Source organism: Spirochaetota bacterium, from assembly GCA_017999915.1.
GTDB lineage: Bacteria > Spirochaetota > UBA4802 > UBA4802 > UBA5550 > RBG-16-49-21.
The window spans coordinates 13,797-29,969 of record JAGNKX010000007.1; the positions used below are offsets into that span (position 1 = coordinate 13,797).

Below are 16,173 nucleotides of genomic sequence, written 5' to 3' on the forward strand. Positions count from 1 at the left end.
CCGGAGGGCGCCGCCAGCGGCGTCATTCCGTCATGCCGGGCCGGGAAGGGACGCCCCGCCGATCGTATCCCACCGAGTGTCGTTTTTCGCCAGAAGGGAAAGCTCCAGCCCATCATTGACCGTTTCCGCGATCGCGAACGTATGGGGCGTCCGGGAGCCGACGTAATGGCTTCCGGGATTGCAGAGTATGCCATGTTCGGTTCTCCTGATCACGGGGACATGGGTGTGCCCGAAGAGGAGCACCTGCGCGCCGGACACGGCCATGAGGGCGTCCATTGCGGCGAAGTTCTTTTCCCACGCCTCGGCCGGCAGGTACGGGTTGAGGTCGAGGCGGTGTCCGTGGAGGAGGAGCGCCGTGCGGGTCCCGAGGGGAACGCTCAGCCTCTCGGGATAGGGCGAGGCCCCGTCCTCGTTCCCTGACACGGCGATGAGGGGGATGCCCGACTCCCGGGACACTGCCGCGGCGTCGAGGACGCCGTCGCCGAGGTGGATGACGGCGTCGAAGGGGCCCTTCGCGGCGAGGGCGTCCCGCATCGTTTCAGGGTTCCCGTGGGTATCCGAAAAAATGGCCCAGCGCATGTTCGCGGTGTCGCTCATTCCATTATGCTCTGGATCACTTCCTTGAGGTCGTCGATGGCATAGGGCTTGGCCACGACGCCGCTGAATCCGAAGGACCGGAAATCTGCCATGACCGGGTCTATTGAATAGCCGCTCGATACAATGGCCTTGACAGCGGGGTCGAAATCCCTGAGCAGCTTGATCGCGTCTTTGCCGCCCATGCCCCCGGGCACCGTCAGGTCCATGATGACGAAATCAAAGGGGCTTCCGCTCGCCTTCGCCTTTATATAGAGGTCAATCGCGTTTTTCCCGTCGCTGGCCCCCACGGTTTCAAAACCGAGGCGGCCCAGTATCCTCCTGCCCACCTCGAGGACCATCTCGTCATCGTCCATGATGAGGGCCCTGCCTCCGTTGAGGTCCGCGCGGCCCTGGTTCTTCGCCGCCGCGGCGACCGCCAGGTCGGTGGCGGGCAGGAAAACGGTGAAGCAGGTGCCGTTCTGCTCCCTTGATTCGACGTTGATATAGCCGTTATGCTTGCGGACGATGGAATAGGTCACCGACAGGCCGAGGCCGCTCCCCTTTTCCTTTGTCGTGAAAAACGGGTCGAATATCTTGTGGAGGTGCTTCCGCGGGATGCCGTAACCCGTGTCCGAAATTTGTATGGCCAGGTAATTGCCCGGCGCGAAGGACGGATCGTCCCCGGCCGCGACGACCCGGTTCTCGGCGGTGATCGTGGCGATGCCCCCTCCCGGCATGGCCTCGCGGCAGTTCAGCACCAGGTTATGGATCACCTGGCTGATCTGTCCCTCGTCGATCTCGGCGTTCCAGAGGTTGTCCGGAATGATGAAGGTGCTCTTTATCTGCGAGCCGCGGAGGACGAAATCGGCCGTGCCGATCAGGAGCTCGCGGATGGAGGCGATCTTCTTGATGGGGGCCCCCCCCTTGGAGAACGTCAGGAGCTGCATGGTGAGGTCTTTCGCCCTCTCTGAGGCTTTCTCGGCCTCGCAGAGGATGCCGTAGCTTTTTGAATCCGCGGTCAGGTCGAGCTTGGCGATGGATATGTTGCCCATGATGGCGGTGAGAAGGTTGTTGAAATCGTGGGCGATGCCGCCGGCGAATATTCCCAGGGACTCTATCTTGCTCGTCTTCAGGAGCTCGTTTTCCGTCTGCTTTCGCTTGGTGATATCGTGGACGACGGACCACATCCCCGTATTGTTGCCGTTTTCATCCTGTATGAGGTATATCCTGAGCTCGATGGGGACCGTGGCGCCGTCCTTACGGATGTATTCCTTTTCAAACAGATCGGAGTGTCCCCTGGCCAGCACCTGCTCCTGGATGATCTTTCTCTGGGTCTCGTGCCACCGCTGCGGTGTCAGGTTCCATATCGTCATGGAATACAATTCCTCGGAGGTGAAGGCCGTGATCTGCTGGTACGCGGAGTTGAACTCGATGATCCTGCCGTCCATGTCGAGGCTCACGAACCCGTCGAGCATGCTGTCATAGAGCTTGCGATACCGCCGCTCGGACGCGAGGAGGGAGCGCTCGATGATTTTCCTGTTCGTGATGTTGTCGATGAGGATGAGACCCCTCCCGCTCTGTCTGAGGGGAGCGTACCGCATCATGGCGTCCTGGACGAGGCCGTTTTTTGAGCGCACTTTCGCTTCGATGGAATTCAAAGATTCTTCCTCGCCGGAATTCTCGACGATGAGGCGCCATTCGGCCTTGATCAGCCTGCGGTATTCCTCCTCGGGATAGGCGAGCTCCCACCACCTGTCAATCGACGGCAGGTCCTCTTTCCCGTACCCGAAGATGGTGCTGTTCGAGGTGCCCAGAAAATCAAGGCTTCCGTCCTTGCCGATGATGGCCATGATCTGGGGCGATTCCTCGATAACGCCGCGGAACAGCTCCTCGCTTTTTCGGATCTGCTCCTCTGCGGACCTTGCCTTTTCGAGGGCAACGCGGTTTATCGTGTATACCTGGTAGGATATGGCCCCGCACATGATATAGGTGATGGTGGTGTCCACGGTAAACGACAGCAGCACCATGTCAGGAACGTCCCCGCGGTTTTTTAAAAGAAAAACGAAAATGTAAAGGGCCGCGATATTAATCACATAGTAGAATATCATGGGATGGGTCATACGGTCGACGATCAGGGGGGTGAAGGTGAGAAGGCCCAGGATGAGCACCGCCGACATCATCCTCTCGATATAATTGACGTTGTGCAAATCGAGGAATAAATACGACCAGAGGGTTATAAGCGTTATTATGAGAAACAGGTGAGCGGCGGCGAAGAATCTTCCCGATCGAAGAATGAATAATATGATAATGAGGGCCGACCCGTGAAAAACGATGGGAATCTTTGAATAGACGCTCCAGTTAAAATTGACGGCAAAAAAAAGGTACACCGGTATGACGAAGACCAGGATTATCCCGCAGATAGTAAGCATTACCTTCGATTTTTGCTGCAGGATAAAATCCTTATCCTCGTATTTATATAGAAAATAGCGGATGATTGATTTCAGGGGATTAACGCTCATATTTCATTTCGATCAGGATAAATAAATGAGGGTATGCCGCAAAAATGTCAAGATAATAATAAATACCCCGCGGCCCGGCTCCGGGAAAAAGGAGTGGCAGGCGTGACGAACGGTTTTTCGGTGAAACGATCAGAACAAGCTGAATACCAGCGTCAGCGACAGGGCTGAAATGGCGATCGTAAAGAGCACCACGATAACGTTGTACAGTCTCGTGTTGGCGTAATCCCGCATGATTTTTTTGTCGTTGATGATGACGAGCATGCAGACCAGCACGAAGGGAAGGACGAGGCCGTTTATGACCTGCGAGATCATCATTATCCTGATCAGGGGGATGTCGGGCATCAGGATGACCCCGGCGCCGATGAATATGAGCAGGGTGTACAGGATGTAGAATTGCGGCGCCTCGGTGAAATTCTTGTCGACCCCGGTCTCCCACCCGAAGCTTTCGCACACGCTGTAGGCCGTGGAGAGGGGGAGGATGGAGGCCGCGAAGAGGGACGCGTTCAGGAGGCCGAAGGCGAAAAGGAAGTAGCAGTAGTCTCCGGCCAGGGGGCGCAGGGCGCTGGCCGCGTCCGCCGCGGTCTTGATCGGCTGCTGGCCGTGGCCGCTGAAGAGCACGGTTCCGCACACGACGATGATGAAAAAGGCGACGATGTTGACGACGGTGCAGCCGATTATGGTGTCGATCTTCGAGTAGCGGTAGTTGTCGGCCTGGATCCCCTTTTCCGCCACCGAGGCCTGCTGGTAGAACTGCATCCACGGCGCGATGGTCGTTCCGATGACGCCGACGCAGGCGACCAGGTAATCGTACTGGAAGTGGATGCGGGGCCGCACGATCTCGCTCGCGATTTCCGGCCAGGGCTGCTCCACCATGAATCCTGAAACGATATAGCTGATATAGAATACGCAGGCGACGAGGAACACCTTTTCCACCGACTTGTATGATCCCTTGACCACGATGTACCATACGACGCAGGCCCCGGCCGGCACCGACACGTACTTGCTGATGCCGAAGAGCTCCAGGCTCGCGGCGATGCCGGCGAATTCCGAGATGATGTTACCGAAATTGGTGAGGAGGATTAGGATCATCAGGTAGAAGGTGATCTTGACGCCGAACTTTTCCCTGATCAGGTCGGAGAGGCCCTTGCCGGTGATGACGCCCATGCGGTTGCACATTTCCTGGACGAGCACCAGGGCGATGGTTATGGGGATGAGCGTCCAGAGGAGGGCGAACTTGAAATTGGCGCCCGCGAGGGAGTAGGTCGTGATGCCGCCGGCGTCGTTGTCGACGTTGGCGGTGATGATGCCGGGGCCCATCACCGACAGGAAGAGGATGAGGCGCTGTATCCTGGGGTTCGATTTTATCGATTCGAAGATTCTCATCATACTTCCTCGGTCTCCTCACGGATCTCGGGGAACACCGGCTCGAGGGCGTCCTTGATGGTGATGATGCCCTGTATACGGTCATATTCGTCGACGACTGGGACCACGGTGAAATTATATTTGTAGAATATCTGGGCCACGAGCTTGATGTGGGTGTCCACCTTGACCCTGACGACGTTCTCCCGCATGATATCCCCGATCGGCGTCTTCGATTCCGCCTTCAGGAGCTGTTTCAGGGTGAGCACGCCGATGGGCACGTCAAGGTCGTTCAGCACGTAGATGTAGTATATCGATTCTATGTCATCGGCCATCTTCTTGATCCTCTTCATGACCTTTGCCGCGGTCTCGCCCTGCTGGGCGGACAGGAACTCCGTGTTCATGAGGCTGCCCGCCACGCGGTCCGAATGCTTGAGGAGGGTCTTGATCTGGCCGACCTTTTCCTCCGGGAGGAGCTTGAACAGGTCGGAAACGGTCTCGTAGGGCATCTCGTCGAGAAGGTCCACGACCTCGTCCATGGGGGTCTCGTCCAGTATCCGGGCCAGGCGCTCGTGATCTATGGACTTGGCCATCATGAGGCGCATCTTCAGGGGCAATTCCTGTAAGATGTCCGACGCGGTGGCGTCGTCAAAGGAATTGAAAATGAGCAGGCGCTCCTCGGCCCCCAGGTCGATGAGTATGTCCGCCAGGTCGGCGGGGTGGAGCTGGGAGAGCTTGGAAGAGGGGACCCTGAGCGAGAGGGACTTGAAGTCCTCGGTCGCGGTAATGGGCTGGACGAACTTCCAGGAGATGAACTTGTCCTTCAGCTCGTAGGCGAAGAGCCATTTTACCGCGGAATTGAAGAACCTGAGCCAGCCGAGCCGCCGAAGCAGCCCCTTGAAACCGACATCGACGTGGACGAGCCAGAGCTTGATGCCGTCCTTCAGGATGTGCAGGTCGTTCACCCGCACCACCTTGGACCCGGCAATATCGACGATCTGCTTGTCCCAGAAGGTCTCCCGGAGGCGCAGCTCGCTGGCTGACAGCTTGAAGGGCTCCACCGGGTGGTCCGCCTCGTCAAGAACGACGAGCCTGTCCTCGAGGATGTTTTCGATGTATTTCCAGGGGTAATAGAGGAGCTTTTTCCGGAATCCCTTGCGCACGATCAGGGCGTTGATCTTCGGGTACATGCCATGGACGTCGGCGACGACGTCATAGAGCCTGCCGATGGAGACGCTGTTGGCGTCGACGACCGGCAGATTGATGATCTGCGACAGGTATATGAAGGATGCATGTCGGGCCCGGTCGGTCATATGGATTGGTCTCTTGTTTCATGGACGCGGTTAAAAATGTACCGTATGAATGAGTACCCGCGCCATGGGCGCGGGCTTGTTTCATACAATATCCATACTGCATATTTTTCAAGTAGAATTGGCTGGAAAATTGAAATAATTTTAATTAATCGCAGTCCGGCATCCGTCCTGCCGATAGTTATCGGCTTCCTGTTGTTTTTCTTTACGGCGCGTGAAAACTCGGAGCGTTGAGGACACGCACGACATTTAATTTAAATTCTTGACATTTATTTCAAGTTGTGGCTGTGATAAAAGCCGGTCGCAGATGGATTTTTCCGTATGGTGCATGCAGCTGCTTCAGGCTGAATATAACGTTCGCCGGAAGAGATAAATATTAAAAAAAGGAGGATTCATTATGGTTGATGATAGCGGCATGAGCGAAACTTCCGTAACAACCGAGGGCCCGCTGAGCCAGATCGGTTCGTCTATCAAGGGTGTCTTTATCGGACTGATATGCTTCATAGCGGCATTTCCGGTGCTGTATTGCGGAGCTACCAGGGTGATGTGGAACAAGGTTCTTAAAGAAGCTGTTCCTGTCGAGCAGGCCAAATCGGGCAAACCGGCATACGTGACCGGCATAGCCACGGCTGAAAAGATCGGCGATCCTCCCAATGTCGCCGTCGGGGATTACCTGACGATATCGAAGACCCCCCAGGTGTACGCATGGGTCGAGCATGTCAAGGAAGAATCGAAGAAAGAGCGCTCCGGAGTGGCGAGCAAGAAGACCACCACGACCAAGACCTATTCCTACGCGCTGGAATGGACCGGCGATCCGAAGCCTATTTCATCATTTAACAATGAAAAATGGCAGACCTGGTGCCGCAACAATAACCTGAATCCCAACGTGCTGAACCCCACCCTGGACGAGAAGGCGACATCCATCTACGCCAACAACTGCCAGGTCAAGGGCTATGCTATCGACGTAAAAGCGGTCTCCTTTTACTCCGGCTCCAAGGACATGGGGTCCAAGTACATCAAGGGGAAGGAGGGCGCCCCGGTCCTGGGCGACAAGCGGATCAACTACACCGCGCAGCCCTCGGGAGTCGAGTACACCTTCGCAGGCGCCGTGAGCGGCAAGAGCATCGTTCCCTTCGAATCCGGCAAGGAAACCAAGCTGGCCGGCGGCACCGGCAGCTTTGACGCCCTTATCCAGGGGCTGAAGTCGGAAGATAAAATGAAGGGGATACTCTTCTTCTTCGGCGGGTTCATACTTATGGCCATAGGCCTGAATGGCATGATTGGCCCGCTCACTACGCTCCTCGAGTTCATCCCCTTCCTGGGCGACCTGGGCGCGGGCCTGATCAGGGTGGTACTCACCATCGTCGCCCTCGTGATTTCGGCCCTGTTCTACTGGCTCATCAAGCTCTGGTTCCTGTGGCTGATTCTCATCATAGCGGGCGTTGTCGCCATGATTGTCATCAAGAAGATGAAAAAGCCGGCGACTGCGTAAACCGATAACTATCGGAACGAAAAAACAGAGGGGCTGTCAAGCGACAGTCCCTTTTTTATTGAAACAATGAATGCGCGGTCACGTGACCGCGCATTCTAAATCGGGTTTTTCTTCGAAAAAAAAACCAGGTACAGGAACACGGCATAGGCGGCCACGGCCGCGATGGAGAAGGCCCGGAAGTAAAAACCCAGGGGAGCCAGCACCGTCACCACTATCCAGTGGAACAGGATGACCTTCCCCGAGTGGAGCTTCAGGGGGAAATCGTCGCGCCGGCAGATCACCGCCAGGCCGTTCAGGTTCCAGCCGTAAAGCGAAATAAGGGCGTGGAGCTTCAGGAGGAGCTTCCCTCCCGGCGGCTCCGGTATGAATACGTACAGGAGGATATAGGCGATCCCGGTGACGGCGGTCATGATCAGGAACACCGCGCCGGAAGTGAGGAAGGCCTTGGCCTGTCGGCGCTCTCCCAGCTTCAGGTACATGGTGAAGATGATGACCACTGTGACGAAGAGGATCAGGGCGATGGCAAGCTGGGCCATGACCAGCTCCAGGAGGATGAACACGAAGAAGATGATCACGCCCAGGTTCACAGCCCAGAAGCAGTACTCCCGGAGGAGGCCCATCCGCCGGCCGCCGGTCTTTTCCATCATCCCGAACATGACCGACATGGTTATGAGGGACACCGGGAAGGAGAACCCGAGAAAGAATATGTCCAGGGTGAGCTTGGGGGACGACACCACGTGCCAGTATTCATGGTTGCAGATCACCAGGGAAGATATGGCAAGGCCCAGGGAGAGGCAGAGGAGGGACGCCTGGTGGAACTTCGCCGACACCGGCACCGACCCCCTGAAGAAATCCCACGGGAAGAAGGAGAATCGCTCCGCCCTGACGGTCTCCACCAGGAGCCCCAGCGTAACGGCGACGGCGACCGCGTAGAGATACATCTGGAAGAACGCGAACACCGCGTAAAGGAGCGAGAGAATGTAAAACGACCCGGTCCTCGGGGAGAGACGGTCCTTTTGCTCCGTGTAGACCAGTATGCACGCGCCGCCGCTGCAGAGATTGAACAGGAAAATGTGAAGGCGCTCGAAATTAAGGCCCGGGACAAAGAGCTGAAGAAAGCCGAAAACCAGGGCCGTTGTCATTGTCAGGAGGAGGATGGTTTTTGTCATGGTGTTCATGGTCTGCCGTTCCGGTGACGTTATTGCCCGCTGCCGGGATACATTATATCTTCACCGCTCTTTAATACCAAGCAAAAAATGGAGCGCCTTTTCCAGCGTTTCATGCTTGAACCGGTAGCCGGATTGGACCAGCTTGCGGCATGATACGCGGGTGCTCGAGAGGAGCACCTCCCGTCCCATCCTTCCGAATATCAGGCGGATGACCGGCGCCGGAATGGACAGGAGCGCCGGCCGCCCCAGGACCCTGGCCAGGGTCGCCACGAATTCCCTGTTGCTCACCGGAGCCGGCGCCGCGATGTTGACCGCTCCCCTGACGCCGTCGTTGAACAGAATGTGCTCCACCGCTCCGACCAGGTCCTCCATGGAAATCCAGCTTATGTACTGGCCGCCGGGGCCCATCACCCCGCCCAGGCCGAGGCGCGCGGCTGGTAGGTAGCGGCCCAGGGCGCCGCCGGCCGGATGGAGGACCACGCCGATGCGGAGGAAGATCACGCGGATGCCCCGCTCCACCGCGGGCCGGGCCGCGGCCTCCCAGGCGCGGCAGACCCCGGAAATGAAGTCCGCTCCGGGGGGATCTTCTTCGGTCAAGGTGGAGTCGCCGCGGTTTCCGTACAGCCCTATGGCCGAGGCGCAGAGGAGGGTCCCCGGCGGATTGTCCATGGCGGCCAGCCGTTCCGCGATCAGTCGGGTTCCCCTGACGCGGCTTTTCATGATGCGCTCCATTTTTTCATTGGTCCAGGCCCCTTCGCCGATGGGCTCCCCCGCCAGGTGTATGACAGCGTCGGTGCCGCTGAAATCGTGGTCGATGATCCCCCTGTCCGGGTCCCAGGAGGCGCCGCCCGCGGCGGCGCCATGACGCGCCAGCGCCGTGATGTGATGGCCCTGGGTTCCGAGGAACGGGACGAGGCTTTTGCCGATAAGGCCGCTCGCGCCGGTCACGGCTATCCTCAGGGGACGTCGCCTTTCCCTGAGTATTGTGTCATGGAGGGTGATCCGATGGCGGTAATCGAACATTCTCTCGATCTTACGGCGGATATAACCGCCGATGAAGAGCCTGGTGACCGCGTGGACCTTGAAGCGGTACTGGATCCGGTCTTCCAGGAAGCTCGTGCTGCCATCGCCCGGTATGAAGAGGTGCTCGTGGCGCCATTCGGAAAAGGGGCCCCGCACCTGCACATCGGCGAAGCGCCTGCCCGGAACGACATCGCGGTGGCGCGCCGTCCAACGTATCTTTATCGGGCCGATGGAGAGGAGGAATGTCGTTGTCGAACCCTCGCTTACGGATCCCTCATCGATGACCTCGACCCGTTCCCAGGGAGGAGTCAGGCGCTGGAGCGCGCCGGGACTCCCGTGCCATCGGTAGAGGGCGTCGGCGGACACGGGGAAGGGGGTCCGCTTGATGAATTGTTCACGGTCCATCGGCTGCTCTCAGGGTTTCCCGATGATATCGGCAAGGGCCTCCCTGATGGCGGGATAGCGGAAAGCGAATTTTTCTTTCTGCAGGCGCGACGGCAGCGCTTTCTGCCCCTTGAGAAGAAAACCGCCGAATTCGCCCATGGCCATCTTCAATAGAAAGCCGGGCGCGGGGGGCACGATGGGGAAAGTCCCCAGGGCGCGGTTGAGCTCCCGGGTCAGCTCGCGGTTCGTCACCGGCGCCGGTGCCGTGCAGTTGACCGGGCCCTTCAGGGACCTGCGCTCCAGGGTGAAGAGGAGCGCCGACGCGAGGTCGTCCTCGTGTATCCAGGAAAACCACTGCTTCCCCGGACCGAGGCGGTTCCCCAGGCGCATCCTGAAAATTTTGGCGAGGATGTCCATGGCGCCGCCGCTCCGTCCCAGGATCACCCCGAACCGCGTCAGGACCACCCGGGCGCCGAAATCCCCGGCCCTGAGGGCCTCCGCCTCCCAGTCCCGGCTCACCCGGGCAAGGAAATCATCGCCCGGAGGGTCATTTTCCGTGAGGGCCTCGTCGCCGTGAAAACCGTAATAACCCACCGCGGAGGCGTTGATCAGGTCGATGGATCCCTTTTTACGCTTTCCCATGGCGTCGACGACATTCCGCGTTATGAGGATACGGCTGTTGTATATCGCTTCTTTTTTTTGCCTTGTCCAGCGGCTGAAGATCGAAACGCCGGCGAGGTTGACCACCGCGTCATGGCCCGCCAGGACCTCCTGCCAGGGGCCCGGCTTCGACGCGTCGGCCGAGATGACCGACACCCCTTCTGGCGGCGCGGCCTTGTTGGCCGGATTGTGCTCTATCACCGTGACGCCGTGGCCCTTCCGGATGAGCAGGGCCGTTAGCCTGGTCCCGACGAATCCGAGGCCCCCTGTGATGAATATTTTCATATTATTACCTCCGGGGCGTTATCATTTAATTGGAATAACTGAAGGTTCCCTGTAACAGTTCACGGATAGAGTGACAGTAGCGCCCTTCATGAAAGAAGTCTACAAATAAATTATTATTGATAAATAATGGGCGGTTATTATTTTGTAACTCAAAAAAGACTGCTGTTTCTTACTATCTGTATAAAATTCCACGGAGCAGCTTAACGATGAAAAAAGCACTGGTAGCGGTCGGCATAATCGGATTTTGCGTCCTTATCTATTTTGTATGCGGCGAGTCGGATAAGCCCGGCGATTCAAAGTCTTCCCTGATGACGAGCACCGAGGATAGCGGGAACAGGGGCACGGGCCCGGATGAGGAAGAGTCCGGCGCGGAAAGCGATGTCGACCAGGAAAAAACCGACCAGGAGGAAGCCCGGAAAACGCCTGAAAATACGGTCTCCTTCATGGTGAGAGGCGAGGGCCGCACCAACACCTACAAATCGGTCAATCCCTTCATCAAGATCGCCCGGTCGTCGGATTTGACCGGCTATGTGGCCAACTTCGCCAGCGACATGACCGGCATCAAGGTCGCGGACCAGTCGACCTACAGCCATGTGTTTTCCATGCTGATCCCGGGAGACGTGACGCCGGGCGCCCTCTCCGAACGATCAAGCAACTTCATGGTCCAGTACTTCGGCACCGAAAGCGGGGTGATGTACAGCCTCGATGTCAATTATCCCTTTACCCTCACCATCGACGAATGGGGAGGCCCCGGCGGAAGGGCCAGGGGCACCTTTTCCGGCGAATTGAAAGTCGATGGGTCGGGCAACGTCATCTATATCCAGGATGGGAGATTCGACGCCGGGATTCAGTAGCTTCACGTTTCCATCCCTCTTTCCTCTTGACTTTGCATACATATCTATTACGAATGTTCATATCCCATTTTTTGAGAGGGTCCTATGAGCGATAATCCTTTACACCGTCTGGCGAATCCTTCCTCCACCGATAATCCTTTACGCCGCCTGATGAATCCTTCCTCCATTGCCACTGTCGGTGCGGGGAACAACTTCATGAAAATGGGAACCATGCAGACCCTGAGCATCGTGAAGGATGGCTACAAAGGAAAGTTCTTTCCCATCCATCCCAGGGAAAAGAAGATACTGGGCCACGACGCATATCCTTCGGTGGCGGACCTGCCCGAGGCCCCGGACCTGGCGTTCCTGGTGGTCCCGGCATCGGAGGTGACGAAGCTCCTGGAGGAGTTCGGCAGGAAAGGCACGAAAAGCGCCATCATCATCACCGCGGGCTTCGGCGAGCTCGGCGAGGAAGGACGCCAGATGCAGAGGAGACTCAACGATATCTCCTCCGAGTACGGCATACGGTTCCTGGGGCCCAACTGCATGGGCATCATCAATACCGAGATATCCCTGAACACCACGGTCATGCCCTACCTGTATCCCCCCGGCTCCCTGGGATTCGCCTCGCAGAGCGGCACCTACGTGACCCAGACGATCCCGTACCTGGGCAAGAAGGGGCTTCGCTTCAGCAAGGCCATCAGCGTGGGCAACAGCGCCAACATCGACATCACCGACGCCCTGGAATACCTGGGTGAGGATGATCAGACCAGGGCCATATCCCTCTATATCGAGGGTCTCCGCGACGTGCCGCGCTTCATCGAGACCGCGCGGAAGATAACGCCCCGCAAGCCGGTGCTGGCCCAGTACGTGGGAGGCTCCGGCGCCGGAGCCCGGTCGAGCCTGAGCCACACCGGCTCCATGGCGGCCCCGGACCACCTCTACGACGGCCTCTTCAGGCAGGCGGGCATCATACGGGTCCATTCCATCGAGGAGCTCTATCACTACGGGAACATGATGGCGGTGCAGCCGCCCCTCAGGGGAAAGCGGATAGGGGTCTTCACCAATTCCGGCGGTCCCGGCTCTGCCATGGCCAATATCCTTGAGCAGGGCGGCCTGGAGGTGCCGGAATTCTCGAAGAAGCTGCAGGAGTCCCTGCGGCCCCTGATGCCGCCCCACGCGCCGAGCGGCAATCCCGTCGACATGACCTTCAGCCTGGACATCGAGGTGCTGGGCCAGAAGATACCGGAGATCGTGATCGAAAGCGGCGAGGTGGACGGGATCGTGATCCACGGCATCATGCGGTCCGGTTACATCAGTTTCGCCTATGACCATTTCAGGAGCTTCCTTAACGACGCGCCGGTGGAGAACCTGCTGGCGGGCCTGCCCGACAGCAGGGAGAAGATCGTATCCATCAAGCGCTTCGGCATACCTGTGGCCATATCGAGCTTTTACGACCGGGACGACGATTACATGACCGCCTACGAGGACAACGGGTTCCCGGTCTTCGATTCCCCTGAAAAGACCGCGGGCGCCATGGTGACGCTGCTGCGCCACAGGGAGATCCGGGAGCGGAAACCCTGGGAAAGGCCGGCGGTTCCGGCCCCGCCGGCGGAGGCTTCAAGGATCGTCGGCGAAGCCCGCGGAAGGGGTCAGAGCAACCTCGACGAGCACGGCTCGAAGCTCTTTTTGAAGTCATGGGGCATCCCCGTGACAGAGGAGATCGTCGTCAATTCCGAAGATGAGGCTGCGGCCGCGGCTGACCGGGCCGGGTATCCCCTGGTCCTCAAGGCAAGCGCGGCCGACATTATGCACAAGACGGGCAAGGGCCTTATATATCTCAACCTGAAAACGAAAGATGAGGCGGCGGCCTCCTTCCGTAAGATACGGGAGGCGGCGGGCGCGCCGGTGCCGGTCATTGCCTACCGGATGGTGAAGGGCGACCGGGAGTTAGTGGCAGGCGTGGTGCGCGCTCCGGGGTTCGGTCCGTCGGTCATGTTCGGCCTCGGCGGCATCTTCACCGAGGCCCTGGGCGACATGGTCTTCAGGCCCTCGCCACTGACCGTGAACGACGCCGAGGAGATGGCTAACGACATCAGGTCGAAGAAGCTCCTCGGCCCCTTCCGCGGCATGGAGGCAGTGAACATGAAGTCCCTGGCGAACATCCTTCACCGGCTGAGCCTTATCCCCCTGGCCCATCCGGAAGTGGCGGAGATCGATATCAATCCGATCATCATCGAGGGGTCAGAGCCGGTGGCGGTGGACGCGCTGGTGGTGTTTGGGAAGTAATATATAAAATGCCCCTCATCCCCCGACCCGCGTTCTCAGGATGAGGTTGATGCAAACGCAGCCACAGGATGTGGCGAAAGCGTTTGCCTTCTCCCATTGAGAACTGAAGAAAGGAGAAGGGGTGCTGAATTAAAGAACCTTATTGCGGGAACCCTCTCCTTTGTTGGTTGCCCCTCACCCACCGGACCGCGTTCTCAGGATGAGGTTGATGCAAACGCAGCCACAGGATGTGGTGAAAGCGTTTGCCCTCTCCCATTAAGAAATGAAGTAAGGCGAGGGGGCTGAGATAAATGCCTTAATGCGGAAACCCTCTCCTTATTTTCCGAGTTTAATGGGAGAGGGTGCCCCGGAGGGGCGGGTGAGGGGTATATTAAAATAAATATGTTGACTCTATGAAGAGATTTCAGTAATTTAGATACAACTAAAGATTAGAGGTTTTTCCATGCCCATCTATGAATTCACCTGCAGCGACTGCGGCGAGCAATTTTCGGAGATCCGCCGCATGGGAGAGGACAAGGGGGTTCCCTGTCCCAAATGCAATTCGGTCAACACAAAGAAGATGATATCCAGCTTCGCTTCCATATCGAGCAGCTCGTCGCCGGGGTGCCCCTCGGTGTCAACCTGCGCCCATGCCCACTCCGGCGGCGGATGAAAGCCCTCGCGTTAAGGCCGGTCCGGTCTTTTATAAAACACTGCCGATATCACAGCTCCTCGACCCAACCGGTGACGATGCCGTCCATGGTTTTCTTCGCGCTGTTGAGCCACCCGTAGACCTTCGCCATCGATTCCTTGCTGCGGCGGTCCGGGTCGGAATCGTAGACCTGGCGCGCGTCGATGTCGCTGATATAGATCGTGAAGGCCATGGTCCGGCGCGATTTTGTATAGAGATATCCTGCCAGGGCCACGGCGTAGTTGATGGTGCCGGTCTTGGCCCACACGTGGAAGGCGGTGTTCGGATCTCCGAAGCGGTTCATGAGGGACCATTCCCAGCCTGACGCGGGCAGGAAATTGCGGTATTTTTTGCCGCCATAGTCCTGGGCGTCGGCGTAGACCAGGACCGCCGTCATCTGCTCCGGGGTTATCCTGTTTTTCGGCGTCAGGCCGGAGCCGTTGAACAGCCTGCATTCCTTCCAGTCGATATTCTCCAGCCTGCCTGAAAAATACTTTGAAAGCTCCAGGGCCGCGCCGTCAAGCCTCATCGCGTTACCGGTCTTATCCTTGACCGCGCCGAGCATCGCCAGCTCGGCCATGAGGTTGATGCTGTAGGTGAGGGTAAGGTCCACGATGTCCGCCAGCCTCTGGCCGCGGTGCGTTGCGATCGCGCTGGCCGTCAAGGGCATGGCGCCGGGCCCGATGGGGCCCTTGATGGCTATACCGCGCATCGCGCAGAGCTTGGCGAACATGTGGGCGGTGTACCGTCCCGGTTTTTTGACCGGGAGGCGCTCCGTTCCGTCCCTTGTTTCATCCGGCGACAGGAGCCATGTCTCGGACCCTCCCAGCTCCCGGTAGGTGAACTTGATGTTTTCCCTTAATTTGTCCCTGGAGAATCCGGTGCCGTTCACCGGGAGGGTCGGGGTCAGGAATATCTCCATGGCCTTCGCTTTTTTGTCGCGCTTCCATTCGGCCATGATGGTGTTGTAATCAAGGGAGAGGGCGCTCACCCCGGAGTTGAAGGAGACGTCCGGCTCCATGTCCGGGTCGATGCTCGGCGAGGCGGCGAGGGCGCTCTCGTCGTAGCATAGCCGTCCCTCCACGGAGGCAATCCCTTTTTCCTTCATGCGGTCTATCATGGCCATGAGGTCGCTCACGGTGAGCAGGGGATCGCCGGTCCCTTTCAGGTACAGGTCGCCCTTCAGAACGCCCTTAGAAATGGAGCCTTTGTATGAAAGATATGTCTCGAAGCGGTATTCGGGGCCGAGGACATTAAGGGCGAACACCGTGGCCGGCACCTTTGTCGTTGACGCCGGGATGAAGGGGCGCGTCCTGTTGTGGGACCGCACCACGGTCTTCCGGTCCAGGTCGTAGACCAGGTAGCCGATATTCTCCGGCGGTATGCCGTTCAGGAGGGACGTATCCGGTCCGGGTGATGATTTTTCCGGGCCGAAGGAGACGTCCGCGTCAACGGGCCTGAACCCGCAGGAAAGGAATAGCAGCATGGCTAAGAAGATGCCGGTAATAATGAGGGCTCTATTGTTTAATGGCACGGTGTTCCTCCGGGACGGGTTGGTATCGGCTTCATATTGATCATGGAAGCGGCGCGGTCAATAATAATTT

General features: G+C 58.2%; 12 protein-coding genes. 4 read left to right on the forward strand and 8 right to left on the reverse strand.

Translation table 11 applies throughout. The annotated features are described in order from the left end of the window. Positions 1 to 30: 30 nt before the first annotated feature. The 4 genes from KA369_11395 to KA369_11410 all read right to left on the reverse strand — a co-directional run bounded on the left by KA369_11395 (position 31) and on the right by KA369_11410 (position 5,767). Positions 31 to 597, reverse strand: coding sequence for a YfcE family phosphodiesterase (locus KA369_11395; GenBank protein ID MBP7736569.1), 567 nt, complete (start codon positions 595 to 597; stop codon positions 31 to 33). Beyond that, the gene (locus tag KA369_11400; protein ID MBP7736570.1) at positions 594 to 3,095 is read right to left on the reverse strand and encodes a PAS domain S-box protein; all 2,502 of its coding nucleotides are present in this window, start codon (positions 3,093 to 3,095) and stop codon (positions 594 to 596) included. Before KA369_11400 ends, KA369_11395 begins: the two co-directional genes overlap by 4 nt. 129 nt (positions 3,096 to 3,224) lie before the next feature. Then, positions 3,225 to 4,481 (reverse strand): divalent metal cation transporter, encoded by a 1,257-nt coding sequence (locus tag KA369_11405; GenBank protein MBP7736571.1) that lies wholly within the window; start codon positions 4,479 to 4,481, stop codon positions 3,225 to 3,227. Beyond that, positions 4,478 to 5,767 carry a magnesium transporter gene (locus tag KA369_11410; GenBank protein MBP7736572.1) on the reverse strand — a complete coding sequence of 430 codons (1,290 nt, stop codon included), beginning with the start codon at positions 5,765 to 5,767 and terminating at the stop codon, positions 4,478 to 4,480. Before KA369_11410 ends, KA369_11405 begins: the two co-directional genes overlap by 4 nt. A 394-nt stretch (positions 5,768 to 6,161) precedes the next feature. Here KA369_11410 and KA369_11415 point away from each other — a divergent pair, with 394 nt between their 5' ends. Continuing rightward, positions 6,162 to 7,256 (forward strand): hypothetical protein, encoded by a 1,095-nt coding sequence (locus KA369_11415; protein MBP7736573.1) that lies wholly within the window; start codon positions 6,162 to 6,164, stop codon positions 7,254 to 7,256. Between the two features lie 95 nt (positions 7,257 to 7,351). On the opposite strand, the gene KA369_11420 is transcribed toward KA369_11415, so the two are convergent. The 3 genes from KA369_11420 to KA369_11430 are packed head-to-tail and all read right to left on the reverse strand — an operon-like array spanning position 7,352 to position 10,777. Next, positions 7,352 to 8,434 (reverse strand): hypothetical protein, encoded by a 1,083-nt coding sequence (locus KA369_11420; protein MBP7736574.1) that lies wholly within the window; start codon positions 8,432 to 8,434, stop codon positions 7,352 to 7,354. Between the two features lie 51 nt (positions 8,435 to 8,485). Beyond that, on the reverse strand, positions 8,486 to 9,853 hold the full coding sequence (locus KA369_11425) for a TIGR01777 family oxidoreductase (protein ID MBP7736575.1): 1,368 nt from the start codon (positions 9,851 to 9,853) through the stop codon (positions 8,486 to 8,488). Positions 9,854 to 9,862: 9 nt separating this feature from the next. Next, on the reverse strand, positions 9,863 to 10,777 hold the full coding sequence (locus KA369_11430) for a TIGR01777 family oxidoreductase (protein ID MBP7736576.1): 915 nt from the start codon (positions 10,775 to 10,777) through the stop codon (positions 9,863 to 9,865). A gap of 206 nt (positions 10,778 to 10,983) precedes the next feature. On the opposite strand from KA369_11430, the gene KA369_11435 reads away from it, so the two are divergent. The 3 genes from KA369_11435 to KA369_11445 all read left to right on the forward strand — a co-directional run bounded on the left by KA369_11435 (position 10,984) and on the right by KA369_11445 (position 14,551). Continuing rightward, positions 10,984 to 11,631: a hypothetical protein gene (locus KA369_11435; protein MBP7736577.1), complete on the forward strand. Its 648-nt coding sequence runs from the start codon at positions 10,984 to 10,986 to the stop codon at positions 11,629 to 11,631. Between the two features lie 84 nt (positions 11,632 to 11,715). Then, the gene (locus KA369_11440; GenBank protein MBP7736578.1) at positions 11,716 to 13,899 is read left to right on the forward strand and encodes an acetate--CoA ligase family protein; all 2,184 of its coding nucleotides are present in this window, start codon (positions 11,716 to 11,718) and stop codon (positions 13,897 to 13,899) included. A 442-nt stretch (positions 13,900 to 14,341) separates the two neighbouring features. Beyond that, positions 14,342 to 14,551: a zinc ribbon domain-containing protein gene (locus KA369_11445; protein MBP7736579.1), complete on the forward strand. Its 210-nt coding sequence runs from the start codon at positions 14,342 to 14,344 to the stop codon at positions 14,549 to 14,551. A 49-nt stretch (positions 14,552 to 14,600) separates the two neighbouring features. Here the strand turns inward: KA369_11445 and dacB are convergent, their stop codons facing one another. After that, positions 14,601 to 16,103: a D-alanyl-D-alanine carboxypeptidase/D-alanyl-D-alanine-endopeptidase gene (gene dacB / locus KA369_11450; GenBank protein ID MBP7736580.1), complete on the reverse strand. Its 1,503-nt coding sequence runs from the start codon at positions 16,101 to 16,103 to the stop codon at positions 14,601 to 14,603. Between the last annotated feature and the right edge of the window lie 70 nt (positions 16,104 to 16,173).

Excerpts from the sequence above, each read along its gene's own strand:
- KA369_11395 (MBP7736569.1), bottom strand. The coding sequence starts at position 597 with ATGAGCGACACCGCGAACATGCGCTGGGCCATTTTTTCGGATACCCAC.
- KA369_11400 (MBP7736570.1), bottom strand. The coding sequence starts at position 3,095 with ATGAGCGTTAATCCCCTGAAATCAATCATCCGCTATTTTCTATATAAA.
- KA369_11405 (MBP7736571.1), bottom strand. The coding sequence starts at position 4,481 with ATGATGAGAATCTTCGAATCGATAAAATCGAACCCCAGGATACAGCGC.
- KA369_11410 (MBP7736572.1), bottom strand. The coding sequence starts at position 5,767 with ATGACCGACCGGGCCCGACATGCATCCTTCATATACCTGTCGCAGATC.
- KA369_11415 (MBP7736573.1), top strand. The coding sequence starts at position 6,162 with ATGGTTGATGATAGCGGCATGAGCGAAACTTCCGTAACAACCGAGGGC.
- KA369_11420 (MBP7736574.1), bottom strand. The coding sequence starts at position 8,434 with ATGAACACCATGACAAAAACCATCCTCCTCCTGACAATGACAACGGCC.
- KA369_11425 (MBP7736575.1), bottom strand. The coding sequence starts at position 9,853 with ATGGACCGTGAACAATTCATCAAGCGGACCCCCTTCCCCGTGTCCGCC.
- KA369_11430 (MBP7736576.1), bottom strand. The coding sequence starts at position 10,777 with ATGAAAATATTCATCACAGGGGGCCTCGGATTCGTCGGGACCAGGCTA.
- KA369_11435 (MBP7736577.1), top strand. The coding sequence starts at position 10,984 with ATGAAAAAAGCACTGGTAGCGGTCGGCATAATCGGATTTTGCGTCCTT.
- KA369_11440 (MBP7736578.1), top strand. The coding sequence starts at position 11,716 with ATGAGCGATAATCCTTTACACCGTCTGGCGAATCCTTCCTCCACCGAT.
- KA369_11445 (MBP7736579.1), top strand. The coding sequence starts at position 14,342 with ATGCCCATCTATGAATTCACCTGCAGCGACTGCGGCGAGCAATTTTCG.